This window comes from Mangrovibacter plantisponsor, assembly GCF_003182475.1.
GTDB classification, from domain to species: Bacteria; Pseudomonadota; Gammaproteobacteria; order Enterobacterales; family Enterobacteriaceae; genus Mangrovibacter; species Mangrovibacter plantisponsor.
In genome coordinates, this window is the sequence record NZ_QGTS01000004.1 from 1 (window position 1) to 17,573 (window position 17,573).

18 protein-coding genes are annotated in these 17,573 nt (G+C 49.9%); 15 read left to right on the plus strand and 3 right to left on the minus strand.

Features of this window, described 5'->3' with window-relative positions; translation table 11 throughout:
- Positions 1 to 14: 14 nt before the first annotated feature.
- The 3 genes from DES37_RS06835 (at position 15) to DES37_RS06845 (ending at position 1,698) form a co-directional block, all read left to right on the plus strand.
- Positions 15 to 146, plus strand: coding sequence for a TraR/DksA C4-type zinc finger protein (locus DES37_RS06835; RefSeq protein WP_281271475.1), 132 nt, complete (start codon positions 15 to 17; stop codon positions 144 to 146).
- Positions 147 to 347: 201 nt separating this feature from the next.
- Positions 348 to 590 carry an excisionase gene (locus tag DES37_RS06840; RefSeq protein WP_110025328.1) on the plus strand — a complete coding sequence of 81 codons (243 nt, stop codon included), beginning with the start codon at positions 348 to 350 and terminating at the stop codon, positions 588 to 590.
- The gene (locus DES37_RS06845; protein ID WP_110025329.1) at positions 574 to 1,698 is read left to right on the plus strand and encodes a phage integrase Arm DNA-binding domain-containing protein; all 1,125 of its coding nucleotides are present in this window, start codon (positions 574 to 576) and stop codon (positions 1,696 to 1,698) included. The genes DES37_RS06840 and DES37_RS06845 overlap by 17 nt, the downstream gene beginning before the upstream one ends.
- A 112-nt stretch (positions 1,699 to 1,810) precedes the next feature.
- Here DES37_RS06845 and icd read toward each other — a convergent pair whose 3' ends face one another.
- Positions 1,811 to 3,061 carry an NADP-dependent isocitrate dehydrogenase gene (gene icd, locus DES37_RS06850; protein ID WP_110025330.1) on the minus strand — a complete coding sequence of 417 codons (1,251 nt, stop codon included), beginning with the start codon at positions 3,059 to 3,061 and terminating at the stop codon, positions 1,811 to 1,813.
- A gap of 110 nt (positions 3,062 to 3,171) precedes the next feature.
- On the opposite strand from icd, the gene rluE reads away from it, so the two are divergent.
- From rluE to DES37_RS06890, 8 genes are all read left to right on the plus strand, one after another.
- Positions 3,172 to 3,825: a 23S rRNA pseudouridine(2457) synthase RluE gene (gene rluE, locus DES37_RS06855; protein WP_036108791.1), complete on the plus strand. Its 654-nt coding sequence runs from the start codon at positions 3,172 to 3,174 to the stop codon at positions 3,823 to 3,825.
- Positions 3,826 to 3,842: 17 nt separating this feature from the next.
- Positions 3,843 to 4,301, plus strand: a complete 459-nt coding sequence (locus DES37_RS06860) for an NUDIX domain-containing protein (RefSeq protein WP_110025331.1) — start codon at positions 3,843 to 3,845, stop codon at positions 4,299 to 4,301.
- 56 nt (positions 4,302 to 4,357) lie between these two features.
- Positions 4,358 to 5,458: a tRNA 2-thiouridine(34) synthase MnmA gene (gene mnmA / locus DES37_RS06865; RefSeq protein ID WP_110025332.1), complete on the plus strand. Its 1,101-nt coding sequence runs from the start codon at positions 4,358 to 4,360 to the stop codon at positions 5,456 to 5,458.
- A gap of 33 nt (positions 5,459 to 5,491) precedes the next feature.
- Positions 5,492 to 6,121 (plus strand): high frequency lysogenization protein HflD, encoded by a 630-nt coding sequence (hflD, locus tag DES37_RS06870; protein ID WP_110025333.1) that lies wholly within the window; start codon positions 5,492 to 5,494, stop codon positions 6,119 to 6,121.
- Between the two features lie 20 nt (positions 6,122 to 6,141).
- Positions 6,142 to 7,512: an adenylosuccinate lyase gene (purB, locus tag DES37_RS06875; RefSeq protein ID WP_110025334.1), complete on the plus strand. Its 1,371-nt coding sequence runs from the start codon at positions 6,142 to 6,144 to the stop codon at positions 7,510 to 7,512.
- A 263-nt stretch (positions 7,513 to 7,775) separates the two neighbouring features.
- A complete protein-coding gene (gene phoP / locus DES37_RS06880; protein WP_110025335.1) occupies positions 7,776 to 8,450 on the plus strand; it encodes a two-component system response regulator PhoP in 675 nt (224 codons plus the stop codon).
- The gene (gene phoQ, locus DES37_RS06885; RefSeq protein ID WP_110025336.1) at positions 8,447 to 9,916 is read left to right on the plus strand and encodes a two-component system sensor histidine kinase PhoQ; all 1,470 of its coding nucleotides are present in this window, start codon (positions 8,447 to 8,449) and stop codon (positions 9,914 to 9,916) included. Before phoP ends, phoQ begins: the two co-directional genes overlap by 4 nt.
- Positions 9,917 to 9,993: 77 nt before the next feature.
- A complete protein-coding gene (locus DES37_RS06890) occupies positions 9,994 to 11,118 on the plus strand; it encodes a ribosomal protein uL16 3-hydroxylase (protein WP_110025337.1) in 1,125 nt (374 codons plus the stop codon).
- Between the two features lie 58 nt (positions 11,119 to 11,176).
- Here the strand turns inward: DES37_RS06890 and pepT are convergent, their stop codons facing one another.
- A complete protein-coding gene (gene pepT, locus DES37_RS06895; RefSeq protein ID WP_036108335.1) occupies positions 11,177 to 12,406 on the minus strand; it encodes a peptidase T in 1,230 nt (409 codons plus the stop codon).
- Between the two features lie 322 nt (positions 12,407 to 12,728).
- On the opposite strand from pepT, the gene potA reads away from it, so the two are divergent.
- Genes potA through potD form a run of 4 tightly spaced genes read left to right on the plus strand, consistent with a single transcriptional unit; the run spans position 12,729 to position 16,519 of the window.
- The gene (gene potA, locus DES37_RS06900; RefSeq protein WP_425451692.1) at positions 12,729 to 13,847 is read left to right on the plus strand and encodes a spermidine/putrescine ABC transporter ATP-binding protein PotA; all 1,119 of its coding nucleotides are present in this window, start codon (positions 12,729 to 12,731) and stop codon (positions 13,845 to 13,847) included.
- A complete protein-coding gene (potB, locus tag DES37_RS06905; RefSeq protein WP_110025339.1) occupies positions 13,831 to 14,688 on the plus strand; it encodes a spermidine/putrescine ABC transporter permease PotB in 858 nt (285 codons plus the stop codon). Before potA ends, potB begins: the two co-directional genes overlap by 17 nt.
- Positions 14,685 to 15,476, plus strand: a complete 792-nt coding sequence (gene potC, locus DES37_RS06910; RefSeq protein ID WP_036108326.1) for a spermidine/putrescine ABC transporter permease PotC — start codon at positions 14,685 to 14,687, stop codon at positions 15,474 to 15,476. Before potB ends, potC begins: the two co-directional genes overlap by 4 nt.
- The gene (potD, locus tag DES37_RS06915; RefSeq protein WP_110025340.1) at positions 15,473 to 16,519 is read left to right on the plus strand and encodes a spermidine/putrescine ABC transporter substrate-binding protein PotD; all 1,047 of its coding nucleotides are present in this window, start codon (positions 15,473 to 15,475) and stop codon (positions 16,517 to 16,519) included. Before potC ends, potD begins: the two co-directional genes overlap by 4 nt.
- A gap of 101 nt (positions 16,520 to 16,620) precedes the next feature.
- Here potD and cobB read toward each other — a convergent pair whose 3' ends face one another.
- Positions 16,621 to 17,451 (minus strand): Sir2 family NAD+-dependent deacetylase, encoded by an 831-nt coding sequence (gene cobB / locus DES37_RS06920; RefSeq protein ID WP_110025341.1) that lies wholly within the window; start codon positions 17,449 to 17,451, stop codon positions 16,621 to 16,623.
- Between the last annotated feature and the right edge of the window lie 122 nt (positions 17,452 to 17,573).

Here is a 17,573-nt window from a genome sequence, read left to right on the forward strand (position 1 = left end):
TTAACCACAGTGCTATTTCCGCAACTCACTGCAAAGGCTGTGGCGAACCTATTCCAGAAAAGCGCCGTGTAGCCGTTCCTGGCTGCACCATGTGTATTGAGTGCCAGAACTTCACTGATAAACGTAAAAAGGCAGGTATCGCATGAGCCAACCTAAACCGCTTATGAACTATTCCCCGGGAGCTCTTATTTTCATGGGATTTATGGTGGTGGCGTTCATTCTGGCTGCTGGTTACTTAGCAGTGCTGGTTTTGGAATGAAAGTGGCCACCAGCTATTTGGCAGCGAATTTTAAAACCAGCAGTAATTTAATGGCCGGGTGCAGCCGGTCGTCACAAAGGGGGTAATAATGGCCAGATCTATACTACTTACAGAATGGGCAAAGGAAGAGTTCGGGGCTCCCGTTCCTTCCAGTGCAACATTGAGCAAGTATGCCAAAAACGGGATGATCTTCCCGCCCCCGGTCAAAGTGGGGAAACAATGGCGGGTTGAGCCTTCGGCTCGCTATGTTGGCATGACAGTAAAACCTGACGTTCATTCGAGCGATCACCCTTTACTCAGGAGAATACTGGAAGATGGCGAGACCACGTAAATACAACGTGGATATCCCGGGACTGTCATGCTTTACCGATGCGCGTACCAAAAAAGTGTACTGGCGTTATAAGCATCCTGTGACCGGGAAATTCCATGGGCTCGGCACCGATGAAAAATCGGCCCGTGAAATTGCGATAGAAGCCAATTCACGTCTTGCTGAAAGGCAAATGAAGCAGCTCATCAAGGCCCGGGATGAAATCAGCAGGCACTCAGGGAAAAGTATCACCGTACAGACATGGATTGGCAGGTACATGAAGATTCAGGAAGAACGGCTACAGTGTGGCGAAATTAAAATGAACACATATCGCCAGAAAGGGGCACCACTGAAATCATTTCTTGAACATTATGGAATGAAGCCAGTCGATGAAGTAAATGTCCGCGACATCGCTGACCTGCTTGATGAATATCGACAACGGGAACAACACCGTATGGCCCAGATTGTTCGTATGGTGCTAATTGATGTTTACAAAGAAGCACAGCATGCTGGTGAAGTTCCTCCCGGATATAACCCAGCTCAGGCGACGAAACAGCCAAGGAATAAAGTTCAACGAGAGCGGCTCAATATAGAAGAGTGGAAAGTTATTTTCGAAACAGCGAATGGCATGCCCCGTTATATTCAAAATACGATGCTTATTGCACTCGTTACCGGCCAACGGCTTGGTGATATAGCCCGAATGAAATTCAGTGATATATGGGATGGTTATTTGCACATTGAACAAAGTAAAACAGGAACTAAATTAGCTATTCCCCTGAGTCTTAAATGTGAAGCAATAGATACAACCCTTGAGCAGGTAATAGTACGGTGCAGGGATAAAATATTGAGTCCGCATATTATCCACCACCATCACACAACCTCTCAGGCTAAACGGGGTGGGGCCGTATCTGAAAAAACCATCACCTCCGGTTTCAGTAATGCCCGGGATAAAAGCGGCCTTCAATGGAAAAATGGAACGCCACCGACATTCCACGAACAACGTTCTCTGGCTGAACGCCTTTATCGAGATCAGGGTATTAATACACAACACCTGTTAGGGCATAAAAACCAGGCTCAGACAGACAAGTACCACGATGACAGAGGCAAGAACTGGCTGGTTGTTGCAGTGTAATTTTTCACCGGTTTTGCAGAAGAGTTTTGCAGGGATTTTGCAGAAGAATTTACGAAGCCATAAAAAAACGGGAACCCACTGGCTCCCGTTCTTCACTAACCTGCCACGCAGATTACATGTTCGCGATAATCGCGTCGCCAAACTCGCTACATTTCAGCAGTTTAGCACCATCCATCAGGCGTTCGAAATCGTAGGTTACGGTTTTGGCAGCGATTGCACCTTCCATACCTTTAACGATTAAGTCAGCTGCTTCGAACCACTGCATGTGGCGCAGCATCATCTCTGCAGACAGGATCACAGAACCCGGGTTTACCTTATCCTGGCCTGCATATTTTGGAGCGGTGCCGTGTGTTGCTTCAAACAGAGCACATTCATCACCAATGTTGGCACCCGGAGCAATACCGATACCACCAACCTGAGCCGCCAGCGCGTCAGAAATGTAGTCGCCATTCAGGTTCATACAAGCGATAACATCATATTCTGCCGGGCGCAACAGGATCTGTTGCAGGAAGGCATCGGCAATTACATCTTTAACAATAATGTCTTTGCCAGTATTTGGGTTTTTAATTTTCACCCACGGCCCGCCGTCAATCAGTTCACCACCAAACTCTTCGCGAGCCAGTTGGTAGCCCCAGTCTTTAAAGGCGCCTTCAGTGAACTTCATGATGTTGCCTTTGTGCACCAGCGTAAGGGAATCGCGATCATTTGTGATTGCGTATTCAATAGCAGCACGCACCAGGCGTTTAGTGCCGTCTTCAGAACAAGGTTTGATACCAATACCGCAGTGTTCAGGGAAGCGAATTTTCTTCACGCCCATTTCTTCACGCAGGAATTTGATAACTTTTTCAGCATCTGCGCTGTCGGCTTTCCACTCAATACCGGCATAGATGTCTTCGGAGTTTTCGCGGAAGATAACCATGTTGGTCAGTTCAGGGTGTTTTACCGGGCTTGGAGTGCCCTGATAATAACGCACCGGGCGCAGGCACACATACAGGTCAAGTTCCTGGCGCAAAGCAACGTTCAGGGAACGGATACCGCCGCCAACTGGGGTAGTCAGAGGGCCTTTGATGGCAACGCGGTATTCACGAATCAGATCAAGTGTTTCAGGTGGCAGCCAGACATCCTGGCCGTAAACCTGGGTAGATTTCTCGCCGGTATAAATTTCCATCCAGGAAATTTTACGCTCACCGTTATAGGCTTTTGCGACAGCGGCATCGACCACTTTCAGCATTGCTGGCGTAACGTCCACCCCGATACCGTCACCTTCAATAAATGGAATAATCGGGTTATTTGGCACGTCAATCTTGCCATTTTGCAGGGTGATCTTTTTACCTTCCGCCGGAACAACTACTTTGCTTTCCATTCACCTCTCCTTCGAGCGCTTCTGGTTACTCTTTTGTTAATAATTTGTAATGGCGCATCAATACTACCTGAATGTTTTACGCCATGCCAGGCACTTATGTTTACGTTATAATGCGTGAATCAACCTTACCTGAAAATACCATGAATAAAACTTCTTTTAGAAATCACCAGGATAAACGATTCAGCTCAAAACAAGGCACCAGAAATAGCAAACCAGCTGGTCCAAAACGGCTTGTTCTCTTCAATAAACCTTATGATGTCCTCCCTCAATTTACTGATGAATCTGGTCGCCAGACACTAAAAGACTATATTTCCGTGCCGGGCATCTATGCAGCCGGGCGTCTGGACCGAGACAGCGAAGGCCTGTTGCTGTTAACCAACGATGGAAAATTACAGGCGGCACTAACTCAACCTGGTAAGCGAACCGGTAAGATTTATTTTGTACAGGTGGAAGGTGAGCCCGATGAAGCCGCACTGGCAGCCCTGCGCAATGGCATTACACTAAAAGATGGTCCAACCTTGCCAGCCGGGGCGGAGCTTGTTACCGAACCCTCATGGGTTTGGCCGCGTAATCCACCCATCCGTGAGCGAAAATCCATACCAACCAGTTGGCTTAAAATCACGCTTTATGAAGGCCGCAACCGCCAGGTGCGCCGCATGACTGCACATGTTGGCTTCCCTACTCTGCGCCTGATTCGCTACGCAATAGGGCCTTATACACTGGAAAATATTCCCTGTGGGGAGTGGCGGGAGCTACCCGCTTAATGTGAAGGAAGAATACCATGCTAAAACCCCATGTTACTGTCGCCTGTGTTGTTCAGGCAGAAAACAAGTTCTTAGTTGTTGAAGAAAAAGTGCGCGGCAAAGCGACCTGGAACCAGCCTGCCGGGCATCTGGAAGCACGTGAAACACTGGTTGAAGCAGCAGAACGTGAACTGTATGAAGAAACCGGTATCATTGCCAGGCCACAGCATTTTTTACAACTGCACCAATGGATAGCACCGGACAACACACCGTTTTTACGTTTCCTGTTCGCTATTGATTTGCCTGAAATATGCCCAACAGAACCGCACGACAGTGATATTGACCGCTGCCTGTGGGTGGATGAACAAACCTTATTACAGGCCACAAATCTGCGCTCACCGCTGGTTGCAGAAAGCCTGCACTGTTATCGCAAAGGCGAACGTTATCCGCTGGCATTACTTGGTGCTTTTAACTGGCCGTTCACAAAGGATGCCTAACGGTTCGGCGCGTGCTAGAATACGCCGCTTCGAAGTTGATAGTCGTGAGTATCTCCATGTCAGAAAGCCAGAAAAAAGTAATCGTCGGGATGTCCGGCGGTGTTGACTCTTCCGTCTCCGCTTACCTGTTACTGCAACAAGGGTACAAGGTGGAAGGCCTGTTCATGAAGAACTGGGAAGAAGATGATGGCGAGGAGTATTGCACGGCTGCTGCAGACCTCGCAGATGCGCAGGCAGTCTGTGATAAGCTCGGTATTGAACTGCATACGGTCAATTTTGCAGCCGAATACTGGGATAATGTCTTCGAGTTATTCCTTGCTGAATACAAAGCAGGTCGCACGCCAAATCCGGATATTCTGTGTAATAAAGAAATCAAATTCAAAGCGTTCCTTGAATTTGCAGCAGAAGATCTTGGTGCCGATTATATCGCAACGGGTCACTATGTACGCCGTGCTGATGCCAACGGCAAAAGCCAGCTTCTGCGTGGTCTGGATGGCAATAAAGACCAGAGTTACTTTCTTTATACACTAAGCCATGAACAAATCGCGCAAAGCCTGTTCCCGGTAGGCGAACTGGAAAAACCACAAGTCCGTAAAATCGCTGAAGAACTGGACCTGGCCACCGCGAAGAAAAAAGACTCCACCGGTATTTGTTTTATTGGCGAGCGTAAATTCCGTGAATTCCTTGGCCGCTATTTACCTGCACAGCCAGGGAAAATCATCACCGTTGATGGCGATGAAATTGGTCAACACCAGGGGTTGATGTACCACACACTCGGCCAGCGTAAAGGGCTGGGGATTGGTGGTACAAAAGAAGGTAGCGAAGACCCGTGGTATGTGGTGGATAAAGACGTTGCCAACAATATTCTGATTGTGGCCCAGGGCCATGAACACCCACGCCTGATGTCCACAGGGCTGGTTGCGCAGCAGTTACACTGGGTATCCCGTGAACCACTCTCTGCGCCTCTGGAATGCACAGTAAAAACACGTTACCGCCAGGAAGATATTCCCTGCACCGTCACCCCTCTGGATGACGACCGGATCGAAGTGCGCTTTGCCACACCGGTTGCAGCAGTAACCCCTGGCCAGTCTGCGGTATTTTACACCGGAGAAATCTGCCTGGGCGGTGGGGTAATAGAACAACGTATTCCTCTGTAAATCATTCCCGCTGCACAAAAGAAAGGAGTTTGCGTGGCTAAGCAATATCATGACATTACTCTGGCGCTTGCGGGCGTCAGCCAGGCGGCAATGTTAGTGCAACAACTTGCCCACCAGGGGCATTGTGACACGGATGCGTTACATGTCTCACTAAACAGTGTGCTCGACCTCAACCCACCATCTATGCTTGCGGTCTATGGCGGCCAGGAAGCCAACCTGAAACCCGGGCTCGAAGCCTTACTGGGTGTGCTTAATGCAGGCCAGCGCCATGGTATTGTTGCTGATATTACCCGTTATACGCTGAGCCTGGTGGTGCTGGAGAAAAAGCTCTCCGCTAACGCGAATGCACTGAACACACTCGGTGAACGTATTCAGGGGCTGCAACGCCAGTTGGATCATTTTGATGTCATGTCCGATACCTTAATAAGCGCAATGGCCGGTATTTATGTGGATGTTATCAGTCCACTGGGGCCGCGCATTCAGGTTACCGGTTCGCCTGCCGTGCTGCAAAGCTCGCAAGTGCAGGCTAAAGTGCGCGCCACACTGCTCGCCGGTATCCGCGCTGCAGTGCTGTGGCGCCAGTCAGGCGGTAGCCGCCTGCAACTTATGTTTTCCCGAAATCGCCTGTCCACACAGGCACGGCAAATTCTTGCTCAATGTTAACCTCTCAGGAGTTACTACTGATGGAATTATCCTCACTGACCGCCGTTTCCCCCGTTGATGGACGCTACGGTGATAAAGTCAGCGCCCTGCGCGCTATTTTCAGCGAGTTCGGTCTGCTGAAATTCCGCGTCCAGGTCGAAGTTCGCTGGCTGCAGAAGCTGGCCGCACACACAGCGATCAAGGAAGTTCCTGCTTTTGCTGCAGACGCAAACGATTTCCTCAACAATATCGTCGCCGGCTTTAATGAAGAAGACGCGGCACGAATCAAAACGATTGAGCGCACGACGAACCACGATGTTAAAGCTGTGGAATACTTCCTGAAAGAGAAAGTCAGCGAAGTCCCTGAACTGCATGCAGTTTCTGAATTTATTCACTTTGCCTGCACATCTGAAGATATCAATAACCTGTCTCATGCGCTGATGCTGCAAACCGCGCGCGCTGAAGTCATCCTGCCGTGGTGGCGTAAAATTATCGATGCGGTTAAAGACCTGTCACAGCAATACCGTGATATTCCGCTGTTATCGCGTACTCATGGTCAACCTGCTACGCCATCCACCATTGGTAAAGAAATGGCTAACGTCGCTTACCGTATGGAGCGCCAGTACCGCCAGTTAGAACAGGTTGAGATTCTGGGTAAAATTAATGGTGCGGTAGGTAACTATAATGCACACCTGGCTGCTTACCCGGATATCGACTGGCATAAATTCAGCGAAGAATTTGTCACGTCTCTGGGGATTCAGTGGAACCCGTACACCACGCAGATTGAACCACACGATTATATTGCTGAACTGTTTGACTGTGTTGCCCGCTTCAACACCATTGTGATTGATTTCGACCGGGATGTGTGGGGTTACATTGCCCTGAACCACTTCAAACAGAAAACCATCGCGGGTGAAATTGGCTCATCCACCATGCCACACAAGGTTAACCCTATCGATTTTGAAAACTCAGAAGGTAACCTGGGCCTGGCAAATGCGGTTATGCAACATCTGGCCAGCAAGCTCCCGCTTTCTCGCTGGCAGCGCGACCTGACAGACTCCACCGTATTACGTAACCTCGGCGTGGGTGTGGGTTATGCGCTTATTGCCTGGCAGTCCACGCTCAAAGGCATCAACAAACTGGAAGTAAACCGCGACCACCTGCTGGAAGAATTGGATCACAACTGGGAAGTGCTGGCAGAGCCTATTCAGACAGTGATGCGCCGTTATGGTATTGAACAGCCATACGAAAAACTGAAAGCATTAACCCGTGGTAAACGTGTCGATGCAGAAGGGATGAAACAGTTTATTGATGGTCTGGAATTACCGGAAGAAGAAAAAACCCGCCTCAAAGCGATGACCCCGGCTAACTATATTGGCCGCGCCATTCAAATGGTGGATGACCTGAAATAACAGTCCAGTGTGAACGCTGCCACCTGGTGGCGTTCACCTTTATCATTTATGTTTAACTCGCGTTTATTTACTTATCCGTTTCACGGGCAGAATCCCTGCAAATATTTACACTTCTCACCCTGCACGCCGGAATAAGTCACGTACAATCTCCCTGTTATTTTGCCAGAGCCGCTTTGCCATGAAGCTGTTTCAATAAATTCGCCTTCTGTGCGAAAATGGTAAAATGAAATAAGCCTGGTTATATGAAGTTATGAGGACTACCAATGCGCGTACTGGTTGTGGAAGATAACGCGTTATTACGCCATCACCTGAAAGTTCAATTGCGTGAATTGGGCCATCAGGTTGATTCAGCGGAAGATGCCAAAGAAGCGGATTACTTCCTGAAAGAACATGTGCCGGATATTGCCATTGTTGACCTTGGCCTTCCGGATGAAGACGGCGTATCAATGATTAGCCGCTGGCGTAGTGAGCATATTACGCTCCCTATTCTGGTGCTCACTGCGCGTGAGAGCTGGCAGGAAAAAGTTGAAGTGCTTGGTGCCGGAGCAGATGACTATGTGACCAAGCCTTTCCACCTGGAAGAAGTGGTTGCCAGAATGCAGGTATTAATGCGCAGAAACAGTGGCCTGGCATCGCAGGTTATCACTCTGGCACCTTTTCACCTTGATTTGTCTCGCCGGGAATTATCCATTAACGGCACTCTTATCAAGCTAACCGCCTTTGAATATACCATTATGGAAATGTTAATTCGTAATAATGGAAAGGTTGTCAGTAAAGAAGCATTAATGCTGCAACTGTACCCGGATGCAGAATTAAGAGAAAGCCACACTATTGATGTATTAATGGGGCGGTTACGTAAAAAAATACAGTCACAACATGCAGGTGAAGTCATTATCACGGTACGGGGCCAGGGTTACCGTTTTGAACTGGTGCCATGAAACGCGTTTACACGTGGTTATTCCCCCTCTCCCTGCGCCTGCGCTTTTTGCTGGCAACAGCGGCAGTCGTCACCATACTGTCGCTGGCCTACGGCTTTGTCGCCATTGCTGGCTATACAGTCAGTTTTGATAAAAATACCTTCCGCCTGCTACGTGGCGAAAGCAATATGTATTACACGTTTGTTCACTTCAGTGACGGTAAACTGACAGTTGATTTTCCTCCTGAGCTGGATGCGCAAAGCCCAACCCTTGCCATGATTTACGATAAACACGGCAAATTGCTCTGGCAGCAACGCCAGGTATCCTGGGTAAAAGATAATATTCGCCCGGAGTGGCTTAAGTCTGACGGTTTCCATGAAATTGAATCATCGCTGAGCGCCAGCCGGGCATTGCTGAGCAACAACAACGAAATGCAGCAAGCCCTGCAAACGTTGCATGACGATGAAAACAGTGCCTCCATGACGCACTCAGTTGCCATTAACCGCTACCCGGCAACCGCTACGTTACCAGCGTTGACCATTGCAGTTGTCGATGCCATTCCGGTGGAGCTGAAGCGCGCAAACAAGGTCTGGAACTGGTTCATGTATGTGCTGGTTGCCAACATACTGCTGGTTATTCCCCTGCTCTGGCTGGCCGCGCGCTGGAGTTTGCGCCCCATCGAATCCCTTGCAGGCGAAGTACGGGAACTGGAATCCCGCCATCGTGAACACCTTAACCCGGAAACCACACGTGAGCTGACCAGTCTGGTACGCAATCTGAACCAACTGGTGACATCGGAACGCGAGCGCTATACCAAATATCGCACCACACTTACTGACCTCACTCACAGCCTGAAAACCCCACTGGCTGTTTTGCAGTCCACCCTTCGAGCCCTGCGTACAGAGAAAATGGATGTCAGCCAGGCGGAAAGCATTATGCTCGAACAAATCAGCCGTATTTCCGGCCAGATTGGTTATTACCTGCATCGTGCCAGCGTCCAGGGCAACGGAGTATTGCTGAACCGTGAACTTCACCCGGTAGCACCAATTCTTGACAGCCTGGCATCGGCACTCAACAAAGTTTATCAAATCAAAGGGGTGGATATTCGGCTGGATATCTCCCCCGAAGTGGCTTTCATTGGTGAAAAAAATGACTTCATGGAAGTGTTGGGTAACGTGCTGGATAACGCCTGTAAGTATTGTCTGGAGTTTGTCGAAGTCCGGGCCAGCCATTGCGATGAAGGCCTGGTTGTCGTTGTTGATGATGACGGGCCAGGTATTCCGGAAGCTCGCCGGGCCGGGGTGTTCGAGCGCGGCCAGCGTATTGATACTCTCCGCCCAGGCCAGGGGGTCGGGTTGGCTGTTGTTCAGGATGTTGTTGAGCAATATGACGGGGATATCCGCCTGGCAGAAAGCCACCTTGGCGGCCTGTCAATGAGGATACTATTTCGCCGCCAGGATGGTGTCACAACCGACCAGTTCTATTAAAAAAACGTTACAGTTCACCGTGCATCCTCATCATCATCCGTTATAATCCGCCAAGGTCATCGCCCTCAGGAACAAATATGGAATACCACGCAGATATAAACTGGCCCGACTTTATTCAGCGCTACTGGCAAAAACGCCCGGTAGTGCTTAAACGAGCGCTGAAAAACTTTATTGACCCAATCTCCCCCGACGAATTAGCCGGGCTGGCCATGGAGAGTGAAGTTGACAGCCGCCTGGTCAGCCACGATGACGGGCAATGGCAAGTCAGCCACGGGCCGTTTGAAAGCTTTGATCATTTGGGTGAAACCAACTGGTCTTTGCTGGTTCAGGCGGTTGATCACTGGCATGAACCCAGTGCGGCACTGATGCGCCCGTTTCGCGCGCTACCTGACTGGCGAATTGATGACCTGATGATTTCATTCTCCGTACCTGGTGGCGGTGTGGGGCCGCACCTGGATCAGTACGACGTGTTTATTATTCAGGGAACAGGCCGCCGCCGCTGGCGGGTGGGTGACAAAACGCCGATGGTGCAGCATTGCCCACACCCTGATCTTCTGCAGGTAGATCCCTTCACTGCCATTATTGATGAAGAGCTGGAGCCCGGTGATATTCTCTACATCCCACCCGGTTTTCCCCATGAAGGCTATTCGCTGGAAAATGCACTGAACTATTCAGTGGGTTTCCGGGCGCCGAGCGGGCGCGAATTAATCAGTGGGTTTGCAGACCATGTATTGCAACGTGAACTGGGCGGTAAACGCTTTGAAGACCCCGATGTCCCTTCCCGGGCCCATCCGGCAGAGATTTTACCCTCAGAGCTTGATGGCGTTCGTGCCATGATGCTGGCGCTGGTTAATGATGAAGACCAGTTCAATAGCTGGTTTGGTGAATTTATCAGCCAGTCTCGCCATGAACTGGAGATCGTGCCACCTGAACCGCCTTACCAAAGCGATGAGGTGTACGATGCGCTCCAGCAGGGTGAAGAATTGAACCGCCCGGGAGGGCTGCGCGTGTTGCGCATTAATGATGCGGTGTTCGTCAACGGCGAGAAACTGCACAGCCCCAACCAGCAGGCACTTTTCGCACTGGCAGATAACCTGGCAATTGGGAAAGATAAGCTGGGTGATGCCCTGGAAGACCCGTCATTCCTGGCAATGCTGACAACGCTGGTAAACAGCGGTTACTGGTATTTCGAAGCCGAATAACGCAAGAGCCGCGCACACAGGCAGAATAGTGCGCGCGGCTTCGGTCATGCCGGGGTTTTCATTCCCCACGTTGTGCGGTCAGTTCCGCAATTCTCACAATAACACTGACCGCCTTTTCCATACTTTCCAGGCTGATAAATTCATGTTTGCCGTGGTAGTTATACCCACCGGTAAACAAATTAGGGCAAGGCAGCCCTTTGAAAGACAGTTGGGCGCCATCTGTGCCACCGCGAATCGGTTTCAGCACTGGCTCAACATCACAGTCCAGCATGGCCTGGCGAGCCAGCTCAACAATATGCGGGTGCGCAGCCACCTGTTCATGCATATTGTAATAGCTGTCTTCAATGGTCAGTTCGATATAGCAGTCCGGGTGCAGGCCCTTACCCACTTTTTTCGCAATATCCATCATGCGGCGTTTGCGAGCTTCAAATTGTTTACGGTCGAAATCACGGATGATGTATTGCATATCCGCCCGTTCAACCGTGCCTTTCATTGAATGCAGGTGGTAAAACCCTTCATAGCCTTCGGTTGTTTCCGGCGCTTCTTCCGCCGGGACTTCTGCGTGGATACGTGCAGCCAGTGACAACGCATTCACCATCACCCCTTTAGCGGTGCCCGGGTGCACATTGTTGCCAACAATTTTGATGTTCACAGAAGCCGCATTGAAGTTCTCTGCTTCTAACTCCCCCAGGCCACCGCCATCAACGGTATAAGCCCAGCGGGCATCAAACGCCCCGACATCAAAATGCTTTGCGCCCTTGCCTACTTCTTCATCGGGCGTGAAAGCAACGCGAATATCACCATGAGGAATGTTCTTGCCCTTAAGTACAGCCAGTGCCGTCATAATTTCAGCCACGCCTGCTTTATCGTCTGCCCCTAACAGCGTTTTGCCGTCGGTAGTAATCAGCGTCTGGCCCAGCAACTGGTGTAGCACGGGAAACATTACAGGAGAAAGAATTTCATCGCCCATACCCAGTGCGATATCACCACCCCGGTAGTTCTCAACAATTTGCGGATTCACATTTTTGCCACTGGCATCAGGCGCTGTGTCCACATGGGATATAAACCCAATAGCAGGAACCGGTTGCGCCACATTTGCGGGCAGTGTCCCCATCACTGTTCCATGCTCACTGAGCGTGACATTTTGCAGGCCCATTTCTTCCATTTGCGCTTTTAACAGCTGCAATAATTTCCACTGGCCTTCTGTGCTGGGCACATGCCTTACGCCCGGCTTTGATTGCGTATCCAGCACAACATACTGCAAAAAACGCTCAAGTAATTTATCCATGTAGTCACCCTCACTCTCTGTGGTTTCATTATCACGAAGCCATAAAAGCAAAATATTGTTTCAGGTCACTTTTTCCGGGCAATCGTCAATAAATAATCTTCTGGTTGTGGATCAATTACTGTGCATCCTTCTGTCATAACAAGGTGCTTTGATTAAACGTAGTTTAAATATGGCGTTTTTCACCTAAGCCAGGCGGAACAATCATTGGATGTAGGGTCCGTTTGCCGTAGAATGCCAGCCCTTAATCATGAACCCGACCTCAAGGTGGTTAATCACAAACCCCGTATCGGCACTGATACGTCATTTAGGGACTGAAGCACAATTGAACACACAATCACGTTCGCTCTCACCGTTAGTGCAACTGGCGGGGATTCAAAAATCATTTGATGGTAAAACAGTTATTTCTGATTTATCACTGACCATCAATAACGGCGAATTTCTGACTCTTCTTGGCCCTTCCGGGTGCGGGAAAACCACCGTTCTGCGGCTGATTGCCGGTCTTGAATCTGTTGATAGCGGGGCTATTCGCCTTGAGGATCACGATATCACTCAGGTACCAGCCGAGCAGCGCCATATCAATACTGTATTCCAGAGCTACGCCCTTTTCCCGCACATGACGGTGTTTGATAACGTGGCCTTTGGGCTGCGGATGCAAAAAACCCCGTCAGCGGAGATTTCCCCGCGCGTAATGGACGCACTGAAAATGGTGCAACTGGAAAGCTTTGCCCAGCGTAAACCACACCAGTTATCTGGTGGCCAGCAGCAACGTGTGGCCATTGCTCGCGCCGTGGTAAATAAACCGCGCCTGTTGTTGCTGGATGAGTCGTTGTCGGCACTGGACTACAAGTTACGCAAGCAGATGCAAAATGAACTCAAAGCCTTGCAGCGTAAACTCGGTATCACTTTCGTGTTTGTTACCCATGATCAGGAAGAAGCACTCACCATGAGTGACCGTATCGTGGTTATGCGTGACGGGAAAATTGAGCAGGATGGCAGCCCGCGGGAAATCTACGAAGAACCGAAGAATTTATTCGTCGCGAGTTTTATTGGCGAAATAAATATCTTCTCTGCGACAGCAATTGAGCGTGTGGATGAGCAACGCGTGCGTGCCAGTGTAGAAGGCCACGAATGCCATATTTATGTCAATTTCCCGGTCGAGCCCGGCCAAAAACTGAACGTTCTGGTGCGCCCGGAAGACCTGCGGGTTGAAGAAGTACATGGCCATGCGCAAACTGAAGGGCTGATTGGTTATGTGCGTGAGCGTAACTATAAAGGGATGACGCTGGAATCCACGGTTGAACTCGAAAGCGGCAAAATGGTGATGGTCAGTGAATTTTTTAACGAAGATGATCCTGACTTTGACCACTCGCTTGATCAAAAAATGGCTATCAACTGGGTAGAAAGCTGGGAGGTTGTGCTGGCAGATGAAGAGCTCGCGTAAATTCCAGAATATTGTTATCGCGACCATCGTTGGCTGGCTGCTGTTGTTTGTTTTCCTGCCCAACATGATGATCATCGCCACCAGTTTCCTGACGCGTGATGACGCCAACTTCGTCAAGCTGGTATTCACGCTGGATAACTATACCCGCCTGCTGGACCCGCTCTATGCAGAAGTGCTGCTGCACTCGCTGAATATGGCATTGATGGCAACACTTGCCTGCCTGCTGCTGGGGTATCCCTTCGCATGGTTTCTGGCGCACCTGCCGGAAAAAGTCCGCCCGTTATTGCTGTTTCTGCTGATTGTACCGTTCTGGACCAACTCACTGATTCGTATCTATGGGCTGAAAATTTTCCTCAGCACCCGCGGTTACCTGAACGAGTTTCTGCTGTGGACCGGGATTATCGATACCCCAATACGCATTATGTACACCCCTTCGGCGGTAATTATTGGCCTGGTGTATATCCTGCTGCCGTTTATGGTGATGCCGCTGTACTCCAGTATCGAAAAACTGGATAAACCTTTGCTGGAAGCAGCAAAAGACCTGGGTGCCAGTAAATTCCAGACCTTTCTGCGCATTATTATTCCCCTCACCATGCCGGGTATTATTGCCGGTTGCCTGTTGGTGATGTTGCCTGCGATGGGGCTGTTTTATGTCTCCGACCTGATGGGCGGCGCGAAAAACCTGCTTATTGGTAATGTGATTAAGAGCCAGTTCCTGAACATCCGCGACTGGCCGTTTGGCGCGGCCACCAGTATTACTCTGACACTGGTAATGGGCCTGATGCTGCTGGTTTACTGGCGTGCTGCACGCCTGCTGAATAAAAAGGTGGAACTGGAATGATCGGTCGCCTGTTGCGCGGCGGTTTTATGTCCGCTATTTATGCGTATCTGTATATTCCCATTATCATCCTGATTATTAACTCGTTTAATACATCACGCTTTGGGATCAACTGGCAGGGTTTTACCACGAAATGGTACAACCTGCTGGTCAACAACGACAGCCTTATCCAGGCAGCACAACACTCCCTGACGATGGCAGTTTTCTCTGCCACATTTGCCACACTGATTGGTTCATTAACGGCTGTTGCACTTTACCGTTATCATTTCCGCGGTAAACCTTTCGTCAGTGGCATGTTATTTGTGGTGATGATGTCCCCGGATATCGTCATGGCGATTTCATTACTGGTGCTGTTTATGCTGTTGGGCATTTCCCTGGGCTTCTGGTCATTGCTGTTTTCTCACATTACCTTCTGCCTGCCTTTTGTCGTGGTCACCGTGTACTCCCGGCTCAAAGGCTTTGATGTGCGTATGCTGGAGGCAGCCAAAGACCTGGGAGCCAGTGAACTGACTATCTTACGCCAGATTATTCTGCCGCTGGCGATGCCCGCCGTTGCCGCAGGCTGGTTATTAAGCTTTACGCTGTCGATGGACGACGTAGTTGTCTCGTCGTTCGTGACCGGGCCGGGCTATGAAATCCTGCCACTGAAGATTTACTCAATGGTAAAAGTCGGCGTTTCACCTGAAGTGAACGCGCTGGCCACCATTTTGTTAGTGCTCTCACTGGCATTGGTTGTTGTCAGTCAACTCATCCTTCGTGATAAAACGAAAATTCAGGGGACGTTAAAATGAAAAAATGGTCACGCCACCTGCTTGCCGCTGGCGCGCTCATGCTGGGTGCCAGCGCCGCCCATGCAAACGACAAAGATACAGTCTATTTCTACAACTGGACTGAGTATGTGCCGCCGGGCCTGCTGGAGCAGTTCACCAAAGAAACCGGTATCAAGGTTATCTATTCGACTTATGAGTCGAATGAAACCATGTACGCAAAGCTGAAAACGTATAAAACCGGTGCCTATGACCTGGTAGTGCCATCCACATACTATGTGGCAAAAATGCGCAAAGAAGGCATGTTGCAGAAGATTGATAAAAGCAAACTGAGCAACTTCCATAATCTTGACCCGGCGATGCTCAATAAGCCTTTTGACCCGAACAATGACTACTCCATTCCTTATATTTGGGGTGCAACCGCCATTGGGGTTAATACCGATGCCATTGACCCGAAAACGGTCACCAGTTGGGCAGACTTGTGGGATCCGAAATACAAAAACAGCTTGTTGCTGACCGACGACGCGCGCGAAGTCTTCCAGATTGCTCTGCGTAAACTGGGTTATTCTGGCAATACTACAAACCCTAAAGAAATCGAAGCGGCATACCACGAACTGCAAAAGCTGATGCCTAATGTCGCGGCATTTAACTCCGACAACCCGGCTAACCCATACATGGAAGGCGAAGTTAACCTGGGTATGATCTGGAACGGTTCAGCCTTTGTGGCACGCCAGGCAGGTACTCCACTGGATGTCATCTGGCCGAAAGAAGGCGGGATTTTCTGGATGGATAACCTGGCTATTCCGGCTAATGCGAAAAATGTCGACGGGGCACTGAAGCTGATTAACTTCCTGCTGCGCCCGGATATTGCCAAACAGGTTGCCGAAACCATTGGTTACCCGACACCAAACCTGGCGGCACGAAAACTCCTGCCAAAAAATATCGCTGAAGATAAATCGCTCTACCCTGACGCCAGCACTCTGGAAAAAGGTGAATGGCAAAATGATGTGGGCGATGCCAGCACGCTGTACGAATCGCTGTACCAAAAACTGAAAGCCGGGCGTTAATTTAATGCGCAACGACCTGGGCTGATTTCGCTGAAGTGGCCCATTCAGGCAATAAAAAACCGCGTTTACCGCGGTTTTTTATTATTCACAGAACATGTATCTCAGGCCTGTTTCAGGCTTTGCAGCAATTTTTCGACGTACTCCGGTACGACTTCACTTGCCAGCCCATAATGGCACTCTTCGAACTCGTTACCTACCTGGCTTGGCTCCAGGTTCAGTTCTACGGTGTGTGCCCCTTGCAGGCGTGCTTCGTGTACAAACCCTGCAGCCGGGTAAACATGGCCAGATGTACCAATCGCAATAAAGTAGTCAGCACCGGCCAGTGCGTGGTAAATCTCATCCATACCCAGTGGCATTTCACCAAACCATACAACATGTGGCCGTAGTACGGCCGGAATTTGGCAGCAATGGCAACGGTCCTGCGGCGTTACATCCTGGTTCCATTTGTAGATATGGCCACTTTGGGAGCAACGTACTTTCAGCAGTTCACCGTGCATATGAATAATATGCTTATTACCTGCACGCTCGTGTAAATTGTCGATATTCTGCGTAACCAGTAAGAAATTCTCACCTAATTCAGCTTCCAGGCGTGCCAGAGCCAGGTGAGCCGCATTGGGTGTTATGTCTGGTGCCTGAAGCTGGCTACGGCGTGCGTTGTAGAACGCCTGCACTAACTTCGGATCTCGTGCGAACCCCTCGGGGGTTGCCACATCTTCCACCCGGTGCTCTTCCCACAGCCCGTCTGCTGCACGAAAAGTACGGATACCTGATTCTGCTGAAATACCTGCGCCCGTGAGGACGACAACTTTTGGTTTTTCCATCGTTTCCGGTACCATTCTGTCTCTGAAAAAAATACGCTGGCGTAACCGCTCCCGGAGGCGACGCTTATTTTTTTTGAAACGACACTGTTGGTGTAAACGCCGCGATTGCATATCAACCCCTGGTTGTATTCCTGAATGCCGGGCTACGCCCTCTCCATCTTCACCCAGGCGCACAGCTTTGCCAAATTAAACCCATAGCAAAACAGTGCGCAACTTCAAAAACAGGGCCATTT

Coding starts and splice junctions, on each gene's coding strand:
- phoP (WP_110025335.1), top strand. CDS start 7,776: ATGCGCGTACTGGTTGTGGAAGATAACGCGTTATTACGCCATCACCTG.
- DES37_RS06860 (WP_110025331.1), top strand. CDS start 3,843: ATGCTAAAACCCCATGTTACTGTCGCCTGTGTTGTTCAGGCAGAAAAC.
- pepT (WP_036108335.1), bottom strand. CDS start 12,406: ATGGATAAATTACTTGAGCGTTTTTTGCAGTATGTTGTGCTGGATACG.
- cobB (WP_110025341.1), bottom strand. CDS start 17,451: ATGCAATCGCGGCGTTTACACCAACAGTGTCGTTTCAAAAAAAATAAG.
- phoQ (WP_110025336.1), top strand. CDS start 8,447: ATGAAACGCGTTTACACGTGGTTATTCCCCCTCTCCCTGCGCCTGCGC.
- potC (WP_036108326.1), top strand. CDS start 14,685: ATGATCGGTCGCCTGTTGCGCGGCGGTTTTATGTCCGCTATTTATGCG.
- DES37_RS06845 (WP_110025329.1), top strand. CDS start 574: ATGGCGAGACCACGTAAATACAACGTGGATATCCCGGGACTGTCATGC.
- icd (WP_110025330.1), bottom strand. CDS start 3,061: ATGGAAAGCAAAGTAGTTGTTCCGGCGGAAGGTAAAAAGATCACCCTG.
- DES37_RS06890 (WP_110025337.1), top strand. CDS start 9,994: ATGGAATACCACGCAGATATAAACTGGCCCGACTTTATTCAGCGCTAC.
- potD (WP_110025340.1), top strand. CDS start 15,473: ATGAAAAAATGGTCACGCCACCTGCTTGCCGCTGGCGCGCTCATGCTG.
- DES37_RS06840 (WP_110025328.1), top strand. CDS start 348: ATGGCCAGATCTATACTACTTACAGAATGGGCAAAGGAAGAGTTCGGG.
- purB (WP_110025334.1), top strand. CDS start 6,142: ATGGAATTATCCTCACTGACCGCCGTTTCCCCCGTTGATGGACGCTAC.
- rluE (WP_036108791.1), top strand. CDS start 3,172: ATGCGTGAATCAACCTTACCTGAAAATACCATGAATAAAACTTCTTTT.
- mnmA (WP_110025332.1), top strand. CDS start 4,358: ATGTCAGAAAGCCAGAAAAAAGTAATCGTCGGGATGTCCGGCGGTGTT.
- potB (WP_110025339.1), top strand. CDS start 13,831: ATGAAGAGCTCGCGTAAATTCCAGAATATTGTTATCGCGACCATCGTT.